Genomic DNA, 16,257 nt, shown 5'->3' with positions numbered 1-16,257 from the left:
ACCTCCGTTTGTAAAGGAGTACCTTTTTAAGTGTTTACAAAGGTACTCCTTTACAAACGGATGGAAACATGTATGATTATTCGTTTATTTATCTATATAATACACCTTTAAAAGCGTCCTTCTTAAAATTGATCTTTATAAACATTTGTGATACTATTCAGACAAAAGGAGGTGTTTTTATGGGGATTCATTTTGGATATGTGAGAGTTTCGACAAAGGAACAGAATTTGGACCGACAGTTCGTTGCGATACAACCCTATGTGACTGCGGATAAATATATTTACAGTGATAAAGCTAGTGGAAAAGATATGGANCGAGATGGATTCCAAAACATGCTGAAAGCCATNCGTGAAGGGGATACGCTTTATGTAAAATCGATTGATCGCTTAGGTCGCACCAAAGATGGGATTAAGCGATACCTAGAGTATTTTAAAAAAGAAGGAATAAGAGTCAAAATAATTGACCTTCCTACCACCATGCAAGATGTTCCCGAAGGTCAAGATTGGGTAATCGATATGATTAATAATATTATCATTGAGGTTTATACTACTTTGGCTCAACAGGAAAGGGAAACGATTAAAATACGTCAAGCCGAAGGGATCGCAGTTGCAAAATCCAAAGGGAAACATCTAGGACGACCACAGATGAACCTTAACAATTTGACAAAAGAGCAAAAACAAATTCTATCTGTCCATTATCCTCGATGGAAAAACAAAGAAATAACAGGTGTTGCATTTGCTATATTGTTAGGATTAAAAAAGAATTCCTTTTACAAGATCATCAAAGAACACGAAACGAAATTAGTTTAGAACCAGCATCCGGCGACTGAGGGGTAACAGAACCATATAATGGTATCTATCTGACGGACTAGAGCAGCAACCCTGTCACTAGGCCTTTTAGGTAATCTCGTAGTAGATGAACCACCTTGTCCGATAAATTCACCAAAGCATAATCGCGTTTGTTTTTTGATTCTAACACCGCCTGAATGAATCGTTGTACATGGGGTATCGGGATCAGTGGAACAAGAAACCGGAATAAGCCTTATCGGACATCGTGTAAACCCTTAAGTCAATAAGGGGATTACTCGTTTCTAGTACGCTTACTTTCTATCTTCGATAAGTAGAGTTATCGGAGATAAACGCAACCAAATACAGCCCTTAGTATCCGATAAGGCAGTAAATAGGAGCTAAAATTCATGTTCGGTAAGGTCTATTCCCGTTTTCTGTTTGGTTGCTCCCTAGACTCCCTCAACTAAGATGAAGTTTGATTTGAGAGAGAGTAGGTGAGTATGTTGACAGTACAAAGTAACAACTATGATGCTTCAAAGATTCAGGTATTAGAAGGTTTAGAGGCAGTCCGGAAGCGTCCAGGTATGTACATCGGTTCTACTTCTAGTCGTGGTTTGCATCAATTAGTTTGGGACATCGTAGAGTATAGTATCGAGGAAGCGTTAGCAGGCTATTGTGATATGATTAAGGTAATTGTAAACGAAGATAATAGTATTACTTTAATTGATAATGGACGTGGAATTCCTGTTGAGATTCATCCTAAGATGGGGAAACCAACTCTAGAAGTTGTTATGACGGTCCTCAATGTTGTCGAGGAAGGTTATAAATTTTCTGGTGGTCTGTTTGGTATAAGTATTTTTTCAGTTGTAAACGCTCTTTCTGCTGTATTGGAAGTACAAGTCCACCGAGAAGGAAAAATTCACTATCAAAAGTATCTACGTGGAGTTCCGGAGGCGGATCTACGAGTAATCGGAACGACCGATATAAGTGGTACCCATATTAGATTTTTGCCTGATCCAACTATCTTTACTGAAACAACTGCGTATGAGTTTAATACACTACAAAATCGTTTACATGAATTATCTTTATTGAACCATGGAATTCATATTACTTTAGAGGACAAACGGAGAGTAGGTAAATAGAGAGAGTATAGTTTACTTTGGCCGTTTGTCTTAACAGATCACCTTTTTGTATTTCGGAAAGATGGCACCAAATTTGAGCCTCGCTACCTTTGCCCCTATTAAGGATAAAACCAGCATCCGGCGACTGAGGGGTAACGTAACTATATAATGGAATCTATCTGACGGACTAGAACAGCTACCGTCTCACTACCCCTACTAGGAGCTTTTTCTTGTTTATCAATATAACTCCCCCCGTCTATTAAGTAGACAGGGGGAGTTATGTAAGACAGCTCGTTTAAGCGTTGAAATTTTGGTAATCAACTATTCTACTAATTGTTAATTTTAGTTGTTTTCTGTTATTACTACAGATGATATTTTGTCCATTTTTCCATCTTTAACAGAGAAGCGGAATTCAAGCACGTTAAGTGAACCATCAGGATCATTATACCCGACTATCCCTTCAGGTTTTCCTGTATCTTCATTTTTGTCTATCGCGTCATACTGTGCCTTGCCCAATGTTTTTTTCACTTCGTCATAAGTAATAGATGTATAGCTTTTATCAGTTGTATATAAGCTATACACAAGCCATTGACCGCCTGAGTCAGTAAGGTCATTAGCTATTTTAAATGTGGTAGCATGTTTGCTATATTTGAGTTCGTCTTTTTTACTGTCTGGATCGGCTTTTCCCCATTTGGCTTCAATTTCTTTTTGAGAAGAACGGAGACCGAATTCGCCGCTGGTTGTCAGCCTCAACTTGTCTTGTTTAAAAAGTTCATCTGCTTGTTTTAAGAGTGCTGTATGATTTTGATCCGATTGGGGCGATGTAGTTTTTGGTGAGTCACTAGACACACTTTTTTGGCTACAACCCCCTAGTAATGTTTCCGTGATTAGTAGTGTGATGGCCAACATTAAACCTATTGTTTTTCTCTGTAATACCATTTTTTTCTCTCCTTCATATTTTGTACAAATTGATTATAGCAGATATTTTCTAGAGATTTATAAATGAGCAAAACCCATTACAAATATTTACAATCGAATAGAGCAGACTCTCCCTAGGTCGTGTCTGGTAAATCACTTTAGCCAATCCACGATAGAGGCGACACAAACAGCAGCAAAGAAATAGGCTGCTCTTTTTTTAAATCGCGTCGCAATTCCACGCCAATGCTTCAATCGGTTGATGAAACGTTCCACAACATGGGTTTTTTTGCATATCCCCCGAAATGGGGTCACGGTACCCAAAAAAGAAAATTGTACGTTAAGGAGCGGATTCAGTAAAATAAGGGTTTTTCATTTAAGCCGAGACATTCTACGATGAAAATTTCTAGGGAAAATAGGTTGTTTTTCCTGCCCTACTTGGTCCGATATGCTCAATTTACATCGTAGAAATGTAGTTCTGCGACGTAATTTCTCTTAGCGTAGGTTTCATACAAAATGTTGGCGGTACCTCATCTAAGATGGTTTCATCAGGACAGCAACCCTGTCACTGAGATAATATAGTATAATGAATTTATAGAAAAATCAAAATTAGTAGGATGTAACGAAGAGGAGGGATCATTTGTTTCTTTTATCCATCATGAGCTTTTTTATCTTTGCTATCAGTGGAATTCAATTGGTTTCAGGAGGTTATTTGCTAACTGGTATTCCAGCGCTGGTAGTTTCTGGTGCGGTTCCGGTTCTATCTTCGCTTTGGAGTAGCCAACAAAGTTATAGTAGTGACAGTTGGGATGATGGTAGTTCGGATGATGGTTGCTGTGATATTGGGGGATGTGGATGTGGTCCATGCTGGTATGTTAAATAAATAAAGAGGGGCAACAAAACCATATACTGGAATCTATCTGACGGACTAGAACAGCAACCCTGTCACTACCCCTATATTGGAGATTGATAAAATTGAACTTAGACTGTTGGAAAAGAAGGAGCTATGTAAATGAAATATCAAACGTATTTTACAGAAATAAATCCTAAGGATGCCAATATGGCTACTAGGCACATCCTAACAATTGATGACAAAGTGGATTTAAAGGTAAAAGATTTAATTGTTATACATGGTACAAGTTACATAGTCTTTGAATCGATGTATGATATCATAACGAACGATTCAGAAAGTGTTTTTTATACTTACATCCATCTGTGGAGGAATTAGGAAAGAAAGAAGAAGAAATGATTAAAACACTTGCTACAAATAAAACTCCCATTAAAGATATTGCCGAAATGGTACGGGAACCCCAGCAAACGAACGACGAACCCTAATTTGACCAACAAATGGAAATAATCCTGCGGACTAGAGCAGCAACCCTGTCACTGGGCCTAGAAGGTACCATGTCATCACCTCCTAGTAATTGTAATCTACTTTGCGGGTAATGGCATGTTCGCTGGTACTGCCTCAGGAAAAAGGGAATCAAAATTGCTTAACGTTGTTAATCCGCGTAAAAATATCTGTACCCCAGGTAGTCAGTTGAATTGTGTCTAAAATATGTCTAAACGTGTATTTTTCCCGAAATGGTACGGTGACCCCATGCCCATCAAGCTAAGAAACACGAATACCCCCAAAACGAAAAAATGAGCCCGCTTCTCCCTGAACATCCTCAAAAAAAGTACTCATTCTTTATATTTAGTGATTTGGCAACTTCTTAGCTTGATGGGCATGGGGTAAGGCACCGATTCCCACATTGAGGGGCCACTCTGGGAATTAATTACAAAATCACTCTAATGTTCAGTAAAAAAGATGAAGCTATTTAACTGGTCATTGAATATCAGACAGAGTAAGTGAACACATCTATCGTTAGAAAGAGTTAATCTAAGGAATAACTTGATCTAACCAGAAACTTATCTTTCTGAACATGAGCCTTTAACGGACGACTACTACTCTATTAACAAAGTAGCAGTCGTCCGTTAAAGGGGTACAAATTGAATCCTTAGTGTTGTGTTTTGTCGGGGAGTCCTTCTACTCCTAGTAATCTATATCACGAAAAATTATTTTCTGCCAACCATGTTCTCCTACTACCGAAGTAATAAGTGAACATGGTTGATGTCCTTCACATTACTGGTGGTCCACTTGGCAGGTGATGTCCTTCACTTCTCGCACCGTGTCGGGAACAGCGTACTGGTTGAAGTCGCGCTCAACCGACGCTTGATTGTAATATTCATACCCGTGTTCTCCAGAGAGACCAGAAAAAGCGGAAAATGTCAGAATGAAACACTTTCTGATCGGGTCTTCTCTCATGCAGACAGGGCGACCGTTACTGTCAGTGCCACTCTTGTGAAAAAACATCTGTTACTCCTCGCCTTGATTGGCTAGTAGATTGATATATTTTCCAGAGTGGCCCCTCATTCCTCGACCTTACCCCAGTTTCTTTTCAATTATTGCTTTCCCTTCTCTCTATGTCATTTCTAAATAAGTATAATTTCTGATAGAGAGAAACTATCTACAAAAGCAGTACAAATCAGTTAAAAATCAAAATTCTAAAATATGGAAATAATCCTGCGGACTAGAGCAGCAACCCTGTCACTGGGCCTTCATCGGGATGATGACACATTCACTGGTATTACCCCTTATTCTTATTATCATTAAAATTTCACAAAAAATGATCAAACTCTATTGAGTTTGATCATTTTCTTTTTCCAAGTTTGCTGATAGATCATATGAATAGCCATTTCAATAAAAGGATTTTGGATTCGACCACTAGACCTCTTTTTTATTATTCTTTCTGTTTTACAAATTTATACATTGCATTACGACATATGTACTATTACTATATATAAAAAACTAGGTAAAACTAACCCATTTTGAAAAGAAAGTGGTGAAAAAATGAACAAGAAAAAGTGGATTTTTGTATTAGGCATTATTGGAGCTATCTTTCTCACAATCGTAATCTTCAAAAACTACTTCTCCCACTCGCGAAAACATCACGAGTATAATGTTCAACATTTGCATCCAAAAGTGCAATCTGCTATGGAACAGTTGATAAGAAAGGCACAACGGAAAGGAATATCCATTCGGATTACAGAAGGATTCCGCTCTTTTGATCAGCAAGACCAGCTCTATTCACAAGGCCGTAAGAAACCTGGACCAATTGTAACAAATGCCAAGGGAGGACAATCCTATCACAACTATGGATTAGCAATTGATTTTGCTCTTTATGATGAAAAAACACATCAGTTATCTTGGGATATCAAAAAAGATGGAAACAAAAATGGTATTTCAGATTGGCAAGAAGTGGTGTATGAGGCTAAAAAGTTAGGTTTTTCTTGGGGAGGAGACTGGGAACAGTTCAAAGATTATCCTCATTTAGAAATGACTTTTGGACAATCCATTGATGAATTACAAGAAATGTTGAATTAAAAATGATTTTTTCTTGCTAAAGATTACTCATTCTATGGAAGGCTTAATTTTTAAACTCTTATAAAAATAGAGAAAGATACTATTTCCTTTTGCTACTCAACAAATTAATTCATGAAAATCTATATAACTCGGAGAGGTATTGAATAATGAAAAACATAATCGTGATTTCCATTTTTATCCTCTTTTGTTGTTTTGCAATTATTTTCTTGTATACTTCAAAAAAATCAGCTCTCTCCAGTGAAAAGATAGAACCGGCCATTTTTTTTATTCCTCATCAAGACGATGAAACATTATCCATGGGAGTAGCCATTACACAGCATCTTGATGCTGGTAGAGATGTCATAATAGTACTTTATACAAATGGTGAAGGTTCCGTTGCACAAAAAATACTAAATGGTCAAAGAAAGTCCAACTGGTGGGGTTCTATCCATGATCCCAATAAAGAGGGATATGGATATGTCAACGATCAAACTTTTACACAAGCACGTACAAAAGAGTTTATGACAGCTCTGTTACAGCTAGGTGTAAAAAGAGAAAATATCCATATTCGCCCTCTTCTGCCCATACCTAATTTGAAGACAGTTAAACAGTTAATTCTAGAATATGCTTATAAATACCCAAATGCTAGTTACAAAGCAATGTCGCAACATGATAGTTCCTTATCGCATGCACTTAGTGGACAAGCCCTTGTGGATCTGTATCATCAGCATATTATTTCGGACATACGATTATTTGTTTCTCGAAATGATTTTACAAAGCTGAAAAATCTGGGTTTTACGATAAAACCAAACTTTTTTCAGGCATATCGAATTAAAAAAGCTGCGCTGGTCTATCAAACTTGGAATCCGAAAGGAGGATTTTTTGCAATTGGTTATCATAGTGTTGCTTCCCAATTTGAGTCCATGCTTTCGAATATTGAAAATAGACAACATAATCCATCAGAGTAAAATGCATTCCGCTGGATCAGATATATTAGGCCCAGTGACAGGTGAAGTAGGGAGCCAAGCGTCAGTAGAGCATCAACTCCTCCGAAACTGCTTCACAGCATGGCGTAAGTTTTCATTCTATTAAAAGTGAAAATTGGTCGTAACAATGGAAACAACGATTTTATCTGACGAAATCTATCCCATGTGACATGAATTGTGTAGACCGAAACAAGCCCTTTCTCTTTCATCACGCGACCAATTCGTCACAAGAACTCGTTTCTGTAGTTTTACTTTGATTTTGCGTGTTCCATAAACCTAACGGTTTTGGTAGAAATCTTGATCACATCGTTTGTGATGTCATCTTCTGCTTTTCACACTTTTGATTCGTAATAGTAGGTGCTCTTGGAATTTTTTATAAAACGTCACACAATGCTGATACCGAGTATTTGTCCCCATTTTACTGGGTAACAGTTCCTTTCGTCCATGATCAGCGCTGCTTGCTTTAAAATGTCGTTTTCATTTCCAATGAAATAACATTTTCGTCAACATTCTAAGGCTTATTAAAGGTTAAACCATCAATATCTAGTTTGTTACTTCGTTTTCGTTCTATCCAGTAGTTTATGATAATACGAACAAACTTCCAGATCAAATAACCTATTGCAAAACCAATAAGATGAAAAACAAATTTGTATGCATAAAACATATTAAATTTGATCAGAAAGGAAATCAGGTGAAGCCCCTGGAGAAAACATAGACTTACGATCAGATTGAAGGTGAATTTTTTACGAAATAGATGAGACCAAAGAAATCCTAGAGGACCATACTTCAGGATAGATCCAAGTAATATTCCTATGATAGACGTTGTTGTGAATGAACCGTAAAAGAGGGAGAAGTCAAAAGTAAAATGATCTCGTAGAAAGTGTCCATAAACCATCTGATTCCGATAAAAAAAGATAAGAAAGTTCTCGTAAAGATAATAGCTGCAGTATAAGATCATCATTCCCCAAAGTGTGTATTCTTTCCAGTGATAAAATGGATTGATGCTTTGTTGGAGTGCAGGAGTGATATCATTTGAATGACCAAATTCATTAATAGCCATCCTAATCGATTCTTGTTCCGTATATTCTTGCTCGATAAACTCTTGTTTTAGAAGTAAAAGATGATCCATGAACTCAGAAGCCAGTTCCATTTTCTCTCGGTTTGAAATTTTTAAATGTTGAACAATGCTATTTACATAGAATTTAAGTTCGTTCATGAAAGCTCCCCCCTGCATTGCTGGATTAATTTCGTAATATTATTCCAACTCATTATTTTTTCTTCTAATATTTTCTTCCCACTATTCGTAATGGAATAAAATTTCCGATTGACTCCAGTTTCGGGAGCGTCTCCCCAGTATGAAGTCAAGTATCCTTTTTTCTCTAAGCGTTTTAAGGATGGATATAAAGTACCTTGAGTCATCAAGTAGTGATCCTCACTTCGTTGACGGAGCACTTTCATAATCTCGTATCCATAAGTATCTCCTCTATTGATAATAGATAGAACGAGAATATCTACACTACCCTTCATCATTTCTTTATCCATTACATAAACCTCCATAAAAATCGAATATAGATAGTGTTGCTATCTATATAGTAAATCAATATATTCTGTTTTACAATCTAATGAAAAATTCCTTTTTTTATATGCATATCATTTCAAAAATATATCGTTACAGTATATATGTTGCATTGCAACATTATTTGATTTACTATACTTCTTAGATGTCTCATATTATGTTATTTACTAGGAGGTACATGATGTCAGCACTAAAACTACAAAACGTAACAAAGAAAATTGGTACGAAAACGATTATTCACCAACTAGATTTAACTGTAAATGCTGGGGAGGTTTATGGTTTTCTTGGACCCAATGGGTCTGGAAAAACCACTACCATCCGGATGATGGTAGGGCTAATTAAGCCGACAAATGGAACAATCAGCATAGGTGGATATGATATAAGGAGTGAACGTGCTAAAGCGTTAGCGCAAATTGGTACCATTGTGGAAAATCCAGAATTATATTCGTACTTAACGGGTCGAAAGAACCTCATTCACTTTGCCCGCTTAGCTGGTATATCCAACATGAAGGCGAGGATCGAAGAAGTAATCGAAATGGTTGATATAAAAGAGTATGTTGATGACAAGGTAAAAACTTACTCATTAGGAATGCGCCAGCGTTTGGGTTTAGCCCAAGCATTGCTAGGTAACCCTAAACTATTAATTTTAGATGAACCAACCAACGGTTTAGATCCCGAAGGAATTCATGATTTTCGTAAGCTAATACGACATTTAGCTTCTACAGATATAGCGGTATTTATTTCTAGTCACCTGTTGAGTGAGATTGAACTGATGTGTGATCGGGTTGCTATTATCAAAAGTGGAAAAGTAATTACGGAACAAAGTGTGACGAGCTTAATTGAACAAAAAACGAGTGGATACCAAATTCAGTTAAAAGATACGACGCTCGCTTCTTCCATCTTGAAAGATCAAAAGATTCCTTATATACAGATTGATCAACAGACCCTGCAAGTACAATTGGACGAGCCACGAGTACAAGAGCTAATAGGTTTCTTGGTAAGTCAAAATATTATGATTCATTCGGTTCAACCTATTCAAGAAACGTTAGAAGACCAGTTCCTAATCCTAACTTCAGACAAAGGTGGCGTGATCCGTGCATGAACTAAGCCGAGTAATGGCCAATGAATTTATGAAGTTAATACACCGTTTGCGGATGTGGTTTACAGTAGGCTTGATGTTGGTAGTGGCTATTGGACTATCAGTCTCTGGATATATGAACTATCAAAATAGCTTAAACAGTTATTCGCAGGCATCTCGACAACAAGTGCTTGGTACTCAAGAGCAGAACTTAAAAAAATTGGAACAGGAATTAAAAGATAAGAAGTCAAGTCGTAAACCAAGTGATATCAAAAAAGAGATTGCTGTTGTGCGTGCAGATATTCAATCGTGGAAAGGATTAATGCAAAAAGAGCAGCAGATACGGTTTGGTGACTGGAAAACCTTTTTTAAGAACGATCTTCAAAAAAGAACGAGAGATTTAAAAAACTCCAAGTTAAATGTTGCATCAGCAGCAAAATTGGAAGGGAAACGTTTGCAAATGGAGTACCAACTCCAACATGATGAGCGTCCATTGTTACTGACGGAAAAATCGAGTTATCAAGCAACAAATGAACAAATGACGAATATGTCTAGAATCTTTCTGTCGATATTGGTTGTGATCTTAGTAGCAGATATGATGTCTAGCGAAACAACTCACGGCACTATCAAGTTATTATTGGTTCGACCTGTCTCGCGTTTGAAAATTTTTTTCGGCAAATGGTTAGTCAGTTTAACCATTACGTTGATACTTGGTTTGGGTTGTTTCATTGTGTTATTTTTGACCAATTTAGCTTTGTACGGCAGTCATGGAGCATTTCAACCTAATTTTCTAGGGGTCTCCTATAGTCCTATGTATGTCAATGACGTAAATCCGGGCGCACTAAATGAACATGCTAGATTAACCTTAGTTCCAAATTATGAGCATGTAACCATTATTCCTGACTGGCAATTTATTATCTTTAAGGCTTGTTTGAATACGTTGTCCATGATGGTAGTAGCAACGATTGTCTTCCTATGTTCAACGGCTTTTAGATCGTCAATGATTAGCACAAGCGCTTCCTTAGCAGTTGTAGTACTAGGTAATCTTTTTCAGTGGACAGGTTTCATCGATAAATTTTCCAAATGGGTGACAGGGGTCACATCCAATACTTATCCTATATTGTTTACAGTAGCCTTCCTATCCCTGTTTTCCATTGTTGCAGTCATACTAGCCAGCAGACATTTTAACCGCAGAGATGTATTAAATGCGTGAACTGTACATTTGGTAATGAGGAGTGGGATAAATGTATGAAATGGGACGGATGTTTGCCAATGAATGGATGAAACTCGTACATCGTTGGCGCTTGTGGGTTGCGATGGGGTTGATGATTTTGGTCGCAATTGGATTATCGATGGCTCTTTTTATACAGTATCAAAATAAGGCCGAACATCACTACACCATAAAAAAAATAGAGGAAAGTATTTACCGGATCGACATAAATCTATCAAAGTTGCATCAGCAGTTAAATAGTAAATCAAAATCGGATACCCGATTCGAGGAGATCCCACATCAAATCGATGATCTAATTTATCGTAAAGACATATTTCGAAATAACCAGCTAATTCTTTCAGGTAACTGGAGGTTAGCTGTCAAAAGGGAACTACAGAAATCAAACCAATTATTAAATAATCAAGAAATAAAACAGCATAGAAAAGCCTATGCCATCGAAAAAGGCAATCAAATAAAATTAGTGTATCAATTAAAACAAAAAGAGGAACCGCTGCCCTATTGGAAGCAATCAAGTTACCAAACTGTAGCTAAACTAATTGCAAGGACATCAGGTCTGTTCTTACCACTGCTGGTTGTGATAATGGTGTCAGATATGATGTCTAGTGAAACAACCCATGGGACGATTAAGCTACTATTGGTTCGATCTGTATCACGCTTAAAAATCTTTTTCAGCAAATGGATGGTTAGTTTAACTGCAACGATGATCTTAGTGTTAGGTTTTTATAGTTTACTATTTTTAATAAATTTTATACTTTACGGAAGCAAAGGAGCATTTGTACCTGTGGCGGTGGACGTTCCCTATACTTATGAGGGTCAAGCGTTAATTTCCGGTTTACCAGCATCCTTAGAAGCCATTCCCCACTATGACATGGCAACTTTGATCCCTATTTGGAAATTTATTTTAACAGGTGTACCCTTAAGTCTATTTTCGATGATGACATTGGCGACAATTATCCTATTATGTTCAACTCTTTTTAAGTCATCGATGGTCAGTACAGGGGTGTCGCTTGCACTAGTTATCGTTCCTCAAATCTTTGTTGTTCTGGTAGGAAAAGGCGGCAAATGGATGATTGGCTGGCTGTTCACGGCTCACTTAAACTTGCTTAATAACTGGTTAGGAATTCCATCGGAATTTTTGATGACCAATATTACTTTGCTAGATGGAATCATTGTGCTGGCATTCTGGTCTCTTTTTTCGGTTGTAATAGCCGCAATTTATTTTAATCGCAAAGAGATACTTAATGTATAAGTGGAAAAGAAGGGGATCATATGGATGAATTAAGACGCGTATTTGTAAATGAATGGATGAAGATGATGCATCGCTGGAGACTGTGGGTTACGATGGGATTAGCGGTTTTGATCGTATTTGCTATAACGGTGATCGATTATAATGAATATACAACACGAACTCAATTCTATATGAAATCAAACTTGCCAAAACTGATTGCCCAAGCCGATCAAAAGATCAAGGAGTGGCAACAAGAGTTACAAAATCCAAAGTCAACACGTAATCAGAGCAACATCAAGGATGACATTTTTAATATGACAGCTGAGAAACAATCGTTTCATGATGATTTGCAGATTCTCTCAGGAAATGGGAGAGGGGTTTTAGAAAGAGATCTTACCCTTTTAAATTACTATTTAAATGATAAAAAATCAAAAAACAACATGGAAATGTACTCAGCCAGACAAGTAAAGAAATTAGAACTTGAGTATCGATTAAAACACAAAGTGGAACCTTTGCCATCTTGGTGGAACTCCAGTTACTTTAGAACAGAACAGATTATTGCTCAGCTATCCGTTCTCTTTCTACCAATGTTGGTAGTAATTTTAGTAGCAGATATCGTATCAGGTGAAACAACGAATGGGACGATCAAACTCCTATTGGTACGTCCTATCTCCCGTCTGAAAATCTTGTTGGGTAAGTGGTTGGTCAGTCTAACCGCAACCGCAGTTTTAGTAATTGGTTTTTATGGGTTCCTTTTTTTGATTAACCTAGGTTTCTATGGACACCAAGGAGCATTTGCACCACGAGCTATAAATGTTACCTATATATTTAAATCGATCAGTATGGATAATCTAGGTACACCAAGAATGGCTGCTATTTTAAATCTTAATCACGTTACGCTTATTCCTCATTGGCAGTATATTTTAACTGGATTCTTTTTATTAATGATTTCATTGATGGTTGTCGCAACAATTACCTTTCTATGTTCGACTCTATTTAGGTCATCGATGATCAGTACATCCGTTGCATTTGCAGTTATTATCATATGCCAGCTGGTACAATGGATGTTTCCGATTGGCAAATGGATTGGTTGGTTATTTACCGTTCATCTTAATCTACTGAGTAACTGGAGTGGAGAACTATCCCACGATTTACAAACAAATCTAACACTACCGATCGGGATATTAGTCCTATCGATTTGGCTGGTTATTTCCATAGTGGTAGCAGCAGTTTATTTTAATCGGAAAGATATGCTAAGTACACTTTAAACCATGTAACTAACAAAGAGTCATCTTTTTAAAGATGACTCTTTGTTTTAATGTGCGCCCGGCATGGGTTTATTCTATAGGGTGAAAGTCCCGAACGACGAAGGTTGCAGTAGTCGTTAGTTTAAGGCCCAGTGACAGGGTTCCCCTATCATAGGGGTCACCGTACATGCCCATCAAACTAAAAACAAAATAATCCCCCAATCCGAAAAAAACACGCTATTCTTTCTTTAGGAATGAAAAAAGAAGGGATGGCGTTTTTTCTGTGAATGTATCCACCAAAGAAGAACTTCATTTGTTTTCACAGGTATTGCAAAAATATCTCTCGTCTGCCGAATTAGAAAAGTTAGCTAGATCAAGCGAATTTGTAAGGCGAACGAGTAAATATCGAGGACAAGATCTAGTAACCTTATGTGTTTGGTTGAGCCGCAATTTAGCAAGTACATCTCTCACTCAATTATGTAGTGAGTTGGAAGTTGCAACAGGGATCAGTATGAGTGCTGAAGGATTAAACCAGCGAATGAATAGAAACGCGGTAACCTTTCTCCGAGAATTGTTTGCACGTCTACTGAAAGCAGAACTAGGTTTATCCAGCGCTCTCCCAAGTGAATACCGCGATCATTTTCTTCGGATTCGTATTCTCGATTCGACCACGTTCCAAGTTCCAAATTCCTTGGCAGAACATTATCCAGGTGCAGGAGGCTGTGGTCATACAGCTGGGGTAAAAATCCAATTGGAATATGACTTACATAGCGGACAGTTCTTGAATCTGGATGTAGGTGCTGGAAAAAAGAATGACAAAACCTTTGGCACCACTTGCTTATCCACCCTTCGACCAGGGGACTTGTGTATACGGGATTTAGGCTATTTTTCACTGGAGGATCTGGATCAGATGGATCAGCGAGGTGTTTCTTATGTCTCTCGTTTAAAACTGAATAACCGAATCTACCAAAAGAATCCAGAACCAACCTATTTTCAAGATGGAAGCCTGAAGAAACAAACCGAGTATCTCCCCCTAGATCTAGAGGAGATCATGAATCACATGCAACCAGGAGAAACCATAGAAATTCGGGATGCTTACATCGGAAGGGATAAAAAGCTAGCTACTCGAGTTATTTTGTACCGACTTACCGACATTCAAGTACAGAAATGACAAAAAGATCAAGCCTATAAAGAGAAGAAAAAAGGAATGAAGTATTCGGAGAAGAGCAAACGGTTAACCGGAATCAATATCTATATCACCAATATTGCTTGGGAGATCGTCCCAAAAGAGCATGTTCACGACCTCTATTCCTTACGGTGGCAGGTGGAGATCGTGTTCAAAACATGGAAATCTTTTTTTCAGATCGACCGATGTAAGGATGTGAAACGAGAGAGGTTGGAGTGTCACCTGTATGGGCAACTCATTGCTATCCTTATCTGTTCTTCCACCTTGTTTCGGATGCGAGAGCTTTTGCTGAAAGAAAAACAAGTGGAGTTAAGTGAGTATAAAGCTTTTTACATGATTCAAACCTATTTTCCTTTGTTTCACCAAGCCATCCAACAAGAAAACACCCAAGCATATGCAAAGATCCTGCTTCGCCTATTCCACCTACTAAAGAAAAATGGGAGAAAATCTCACCGATATGAGAAAAAGACAGTCTTTGACATTTTGGGTGTTATCTATGAATATACCACAAAAGTAGCATAGCATATTTTTAAAAACAAGCCTAACTAGGCTTGTTTGATGTACCATCCTTTTCCATGTGCCAAGATTCTTCTATGTTGTTTACTCTCTTTTCATCTTTCACTTCTCTTAGCTTGATGGGCATGTACGGTGACCCCTTTTAATGGGGGATCTAGCTTCTTGTTGAAAATACTTCAGTAAAACAGTAAACCCTAATCGACTTGCTCCCGTTTTATTTCCAATGAGTTGTTTTTCAACTGGAACTAATCCAAAATGTTCTAACAACTCATCTGGACTCCAATTCTGCTTCATCAGTTTCCCCCAATCCGAATAACTATTTTTGATTCTAATGGATTTCTCGTTAAAGAAGATCATTCGAATTAGGGGCAGAACCAGCAACTGAACGACGAAGTGCAATTTGACCAATAAATGGAATATATCTGACGGACTAAGGCAGGAACCCTGTCACTGAGATAATATAGTATAATGAATTTATAGAAAAATCAGAGGAGTTACATCATGATCTTTTTATTTCAATCGGATGTTACGGGTAGTGGAATTAACTTTGTTTTAAATGAACAGATTGCCAGAGATATGTATCCAGACTTAGTAGAAAAAATGAGACCTATTATAGTTGAAACGTGTGATGTGCTACAGAACTACAAACAGCACAGCAAAGGTAATCCAATTTTAGAAGTAGTAATACAGGATAATGAGGACGTAACTGTTGACTTGAGCCCAGGGCTAGGGAAATTTATCGATGAACATACCAGACGAGCTATATTTGAGAACGCCAAACAAATAGCACTTATTCTAGGTGAGGTAATGAATCGCAAGACATTAGAACGTGAACGATTCGCACATTGAGGGGCCACACTGGGAAATATATCTATCTTCAACCACTCACACGAGTGGTATTTTCGTATATAAGGTCGTCCAGTTAAGAAAAAACTGGATGACCATTTTTTATACAAATGGTTGTAGTATCACGGTAGCC

At 37.6% G+C, this 16,257-nt stretch carries 14 protein-coding genes and 2 pseudogenes; 12 read left to right on the top strand and 4 right to left on the bottom strand.

Annotation, left to right across the window (positions count from 1 at the left end):
* The first annotated feature begins 179 nt into the window (after positions 1 to 179).
* Positions 180 to 809: a recombinase family protein gene (locus A3GQ_RS0112415; RefSeq protein ID WP_028777318.1), complete on the top strand. Its 630-nt coding sequence runs from the start codon at positions 180 to 182 to the stop codon at positions 807 to 809.
* A 479-nt stretch (positions 810 to 1,288) separates the two neighbouring features.
* A pseudogene (locus A3GQ_RS0112410) lies at positions 1,289 to 1,915 on the top strand (ATP-binding protein); the annotation flags it as partial.
* A gap of 336 nt (positions 1,916 to 2,251) precedes the next feature.
* On the opposite strand, the gene A3GQ_RS0112405 reads toward A3GQ_RS0112410, so the two are convergent.
* Complete coding sequence (locus A3GQ_RS0112405; RefSeq protein WP_028777316.1) at positions 2,252 to 2,848, bottom strand: DUF3393 domain-containing protein; 597 nt, start codon at positions 2,846 to 2,848, stop codon at positions 2,252 to 2,254.
* Positions 2,849 to 3,464: 616 nt separating this feature from the next.
* Between A3GQ_RS0112405 and A3GQ_RS0112400 the strand changes: the two genes are divergently transcribed.
* From A3GQ_RS0112400 to A3GQ_RS0112375, 4 genes are all read left to right on the top strand, one after another.
* The gene (locus tag A3GQ_RS0112400; RefSeq protein ID WP_028777315.1) at positions 3,465 to 3,707 is read left to right on the top strand and encodes a hypothetical protein; all 243 of its coding nucleotides are present in this window, start codon (positions 3,465 to 3,467) and stop codon (positions 3,705 to 3,707) included.
* 129 nt (positions 3,708 to 3,836) lie between these two features.
* Positions 3,837 to 4,052, top strand: coding sequence for a hypothetical protein (locus A3GQ_RS0112395; RefSeq protein ID WP_028777314.1), 216 nt, complete (start codon positions 3,837 to 3,839; stop codon positions 4,050 to 4,052).
* A 1,665-nt stretch (positions 4,053 to 5,717) separates the two neighbouring features.
* Complete coding sequence (locus tag A3GQ_RS0112380; RefSeq protein ID WP_028777312.1) at positions 5,718 to 6,251, top strand: M15 family metallopeptidase; 534 nt, start codon at positions 5,718 to 5,720, stop codon at positions 6,249 to 6,251.
* 146 nt (positions 6,252 to 6,397) lie between these two features.
* Positions 6,398 to 7,198: a PIG-L family deacetylase gene (locus A3GQ_RS0112375; RefSeq protein ID WP_028777311.1), complete on the top strand. Its 801-nt coding sequence runs from the start codon at positions 6,398 to 6,400 to the stop codon at positions 7,196 to 7,198.
* A gap of 529 nt (positions 7,199 to 7,727) precedes the next feature.
* On the opposite strand, the gene A3GQ_RS0112370 is transcribed toward A3GQ_RS0112375, so the two are convergent.
* Together A3GQ_RS0112370 and A3GQ_RS0112365 are read right to left on the bottom strand one after the other, a co-directional pair.
* Complete coding sequence (locus A3GQ_RS0112370) at positions 7,728 to 8,432, bottom strand: hypothetical protein (RefSeq protein WP_028777310.1); 705 nt, start codon at positions 8,430 to 8,432, stop codon at positions 7,728 to 7,730.
* Positions 8,429 to 8,758: a PadR family transcriptional regulator gene (locus tag A3GQ_RS0112365; protein WP_028777309.1), complete on the bottom strand. Its 330-nt coding sequence runs from the start codon at positions 8,756 to 8,758 to the stop codon at positions 8,429 to 8,431. The genes A3GQ_RS0112370 and A3GQ_RS0112365 overlap by 4 nt, the downstream gene beginning before the upstream one ends.
* A 215-nt stretch (positions 8,759 to 8,973) precedes the next feature.
* On the opposite strand from A3GQ_RS0112365, the gene A3GQ_RS0112360 reads away from it, so the two are divergent.
* The 5 genes and pseudogenes from A3GQ_RS0112360 to A3GQ_RS24315 all read left to right on the top strand — a co-directional run bounded on the left by A3GQ_RS0112360 (position 8,974) and on the right by A3GQ_RS24315 (position 15,284).
* Entirely contained in the window at positions 8,974 to 9,894 is a 921-nt protein-coding gene (locus tag A3GQ_RS0112360) for an ABC transporter ATP-binding protein (protein ID WP_037464819.1), read from the top strand.
* Entirely contained in the window at positions 9,887 to 11,083 is a 1,197-nt protein-coding gene (locus A3GQ_RS0112355; RefSeq protein ID WP_028777307.1) for an ABC transporter permease subunit, read from the top strand. Before A3GQ_RS0112360 ends, A3GQ_RS0112355 begins: the two co-directional genes overlap by 8 nt.
* A 31-nt stretch (positions 11,084 to 11,114) precedes the next feature.
* On the top strand, positions 11,115 to 12,350 hold the full coding sequence (locus A3GQ_RS0112350) for an ABC transporter permease (RefSeq protein ID WP_028777306.1): 1,236 nt from the start codon (positions 11,115 to 11,117) through the stop codon (positions 12,348 to 12,350).
* Between the two features lie 20 nt (positions 12,351 to 12,370).
* Positions 12,371 to 13,597: an ABC transporter permease subunit gene (locus A3GQ_RS0112345; protein WP_028777305.1), complete on the top strand. Its 1,227-nt coding sequence runs from the start codon at positions 12,371 to 12,373 to the stop codon at positions 13,595 to 13,597.
* Positions 13,598 to 13,859: 262 nt separating this feature from the next.
* Positions 13,860 to 15,284, top strand: a pseudogene (locus A3GQ_RS24315) (IS4 family transposase).
* A 105-nt stretch (positions 15,285 to 15,389) separates the two neighbouring features.
* Here the strand turns inward: A3GQ_RS24315 and A3GQ_RS0112330 are convergent.
* Positions 15,390 to 15,572, bottom strand: coding sequence for a DUF4158 domain-containing protein (locus A3GQ_RS0112330; protein ID WP_028777304.1), 183 nt, complete (start codon positions 15,570 to 15,572; stop codon positions 15,390 to 15,392).
* 207 nt (positions 15,573 to 15,779) lie between these two features.
* Between A3GQ_RS0112330 and A3GQ_RS0112325 the strand changes: the two genes are divergently transcribed.
* The gene (locus tag A3GQ_RS0112325) at positions 15,780 to 16,127 is read left to right on the top strand and encodes a hypothetical protein (protein WP_028777303.1); all 348 of its coding nucleotides are present in this window, start codon (positions 15,780 to 15,782) and stop codon (positions 16,125 to 16,127) included.
* The last annotated feature ends 130 nt before the right edge of the window (positions 16,128 to 16,257 follow it).

Origin of the sequence: Shimazuella kribbensis DSM 45090 (assembly GCF_000428065.1) — a bacterium.
In the GTDB taxonomy this organism is placed as follows: Bacteria; Bacillota; Bacilli; order Thermoactinomycetales; family Thermoactinomycetaceae; genus Shimazuella; species Shimazuella kribbensis.
This window is presented reverse-complemented; position numbering and strand designations above follow the sequence as displayed.

Coding starts and splice junctions, on each gene's coding strand:
- A3GQ_RS0112360 (WP_037464819.1), top strand. CDS start 8,974: ATGTCAGCACTAAAACTACAAAACGTAACAAAGAAAATTGGTACGAAA.
- A3GQ_RS0112395 (WP_028777314.1), top strand. CDS start 3,837: ATGAAATATCAAACGTATTTTACAGAAATAAATCCTAAGGATGCCAAT.
- A3GQ_RS0112325 (WP_028777303.1), top strand. CDS start 15,780: ATGATCTTTTTATTTCAATCGGATGTTACGGGTAGTGGAATTAACTTT.
- A3GQ_RS0112405 (WP_028777316.1), bottom strand. CDS start 2,848: ATGGTATTACAGAGAAAAACAATAGGTTTAATGTTGGCCATCACACTA.
- A3GQ_RS0112380 (WP_028777312.1), top strand. CDS start 5,718: ATGAACAAGAAAAAGTGGATTTTTGTATTAGGCATTATTGGAGCTATC.
- A3GQ_RS0112370 (WP_028777310.1), bottom strand. CDS start 8,432: ATGAACGAACTTAAATTCTATGTAAATAGCATTGTTCAACATTTAAAA.
- A3GQ_RS0112330 (WP_028777304.1), bottom strand. CDS start 15,572: ATGAAGCAGAATTGGAGTCCAGATGAGTTGTTAGAACATTTTGGATTA.
- A3GQ_RS0112350 (WP_028777306.1), top strand. CDS start 11,115: ATGTATGAAATGGGACGGATGTTTGCCAATGAATGGATGAAACTCGTA.
- A3GQ_RS0112375 (WP_028777311.1), top strand. CDS start 6,398: ATGAAAAACATAATCGTGATTTCCATTTTTATCCTCTTTTGTTGTTTT.
- A3GQ_RS0112365 (WP_028777309.1), bottom strand. CDS start 8,758: ATGGATAAAGAAATGATGAAGGGTAGTGTAGATATTCTCGTTCTATCT.
- A3GQ_RS0112345 (WP_028777305.1), top strand. CDS start 12,371: ATGGATGAATTAAGACGCGTATTTGTAAATGAATGGATGAAGATGATG.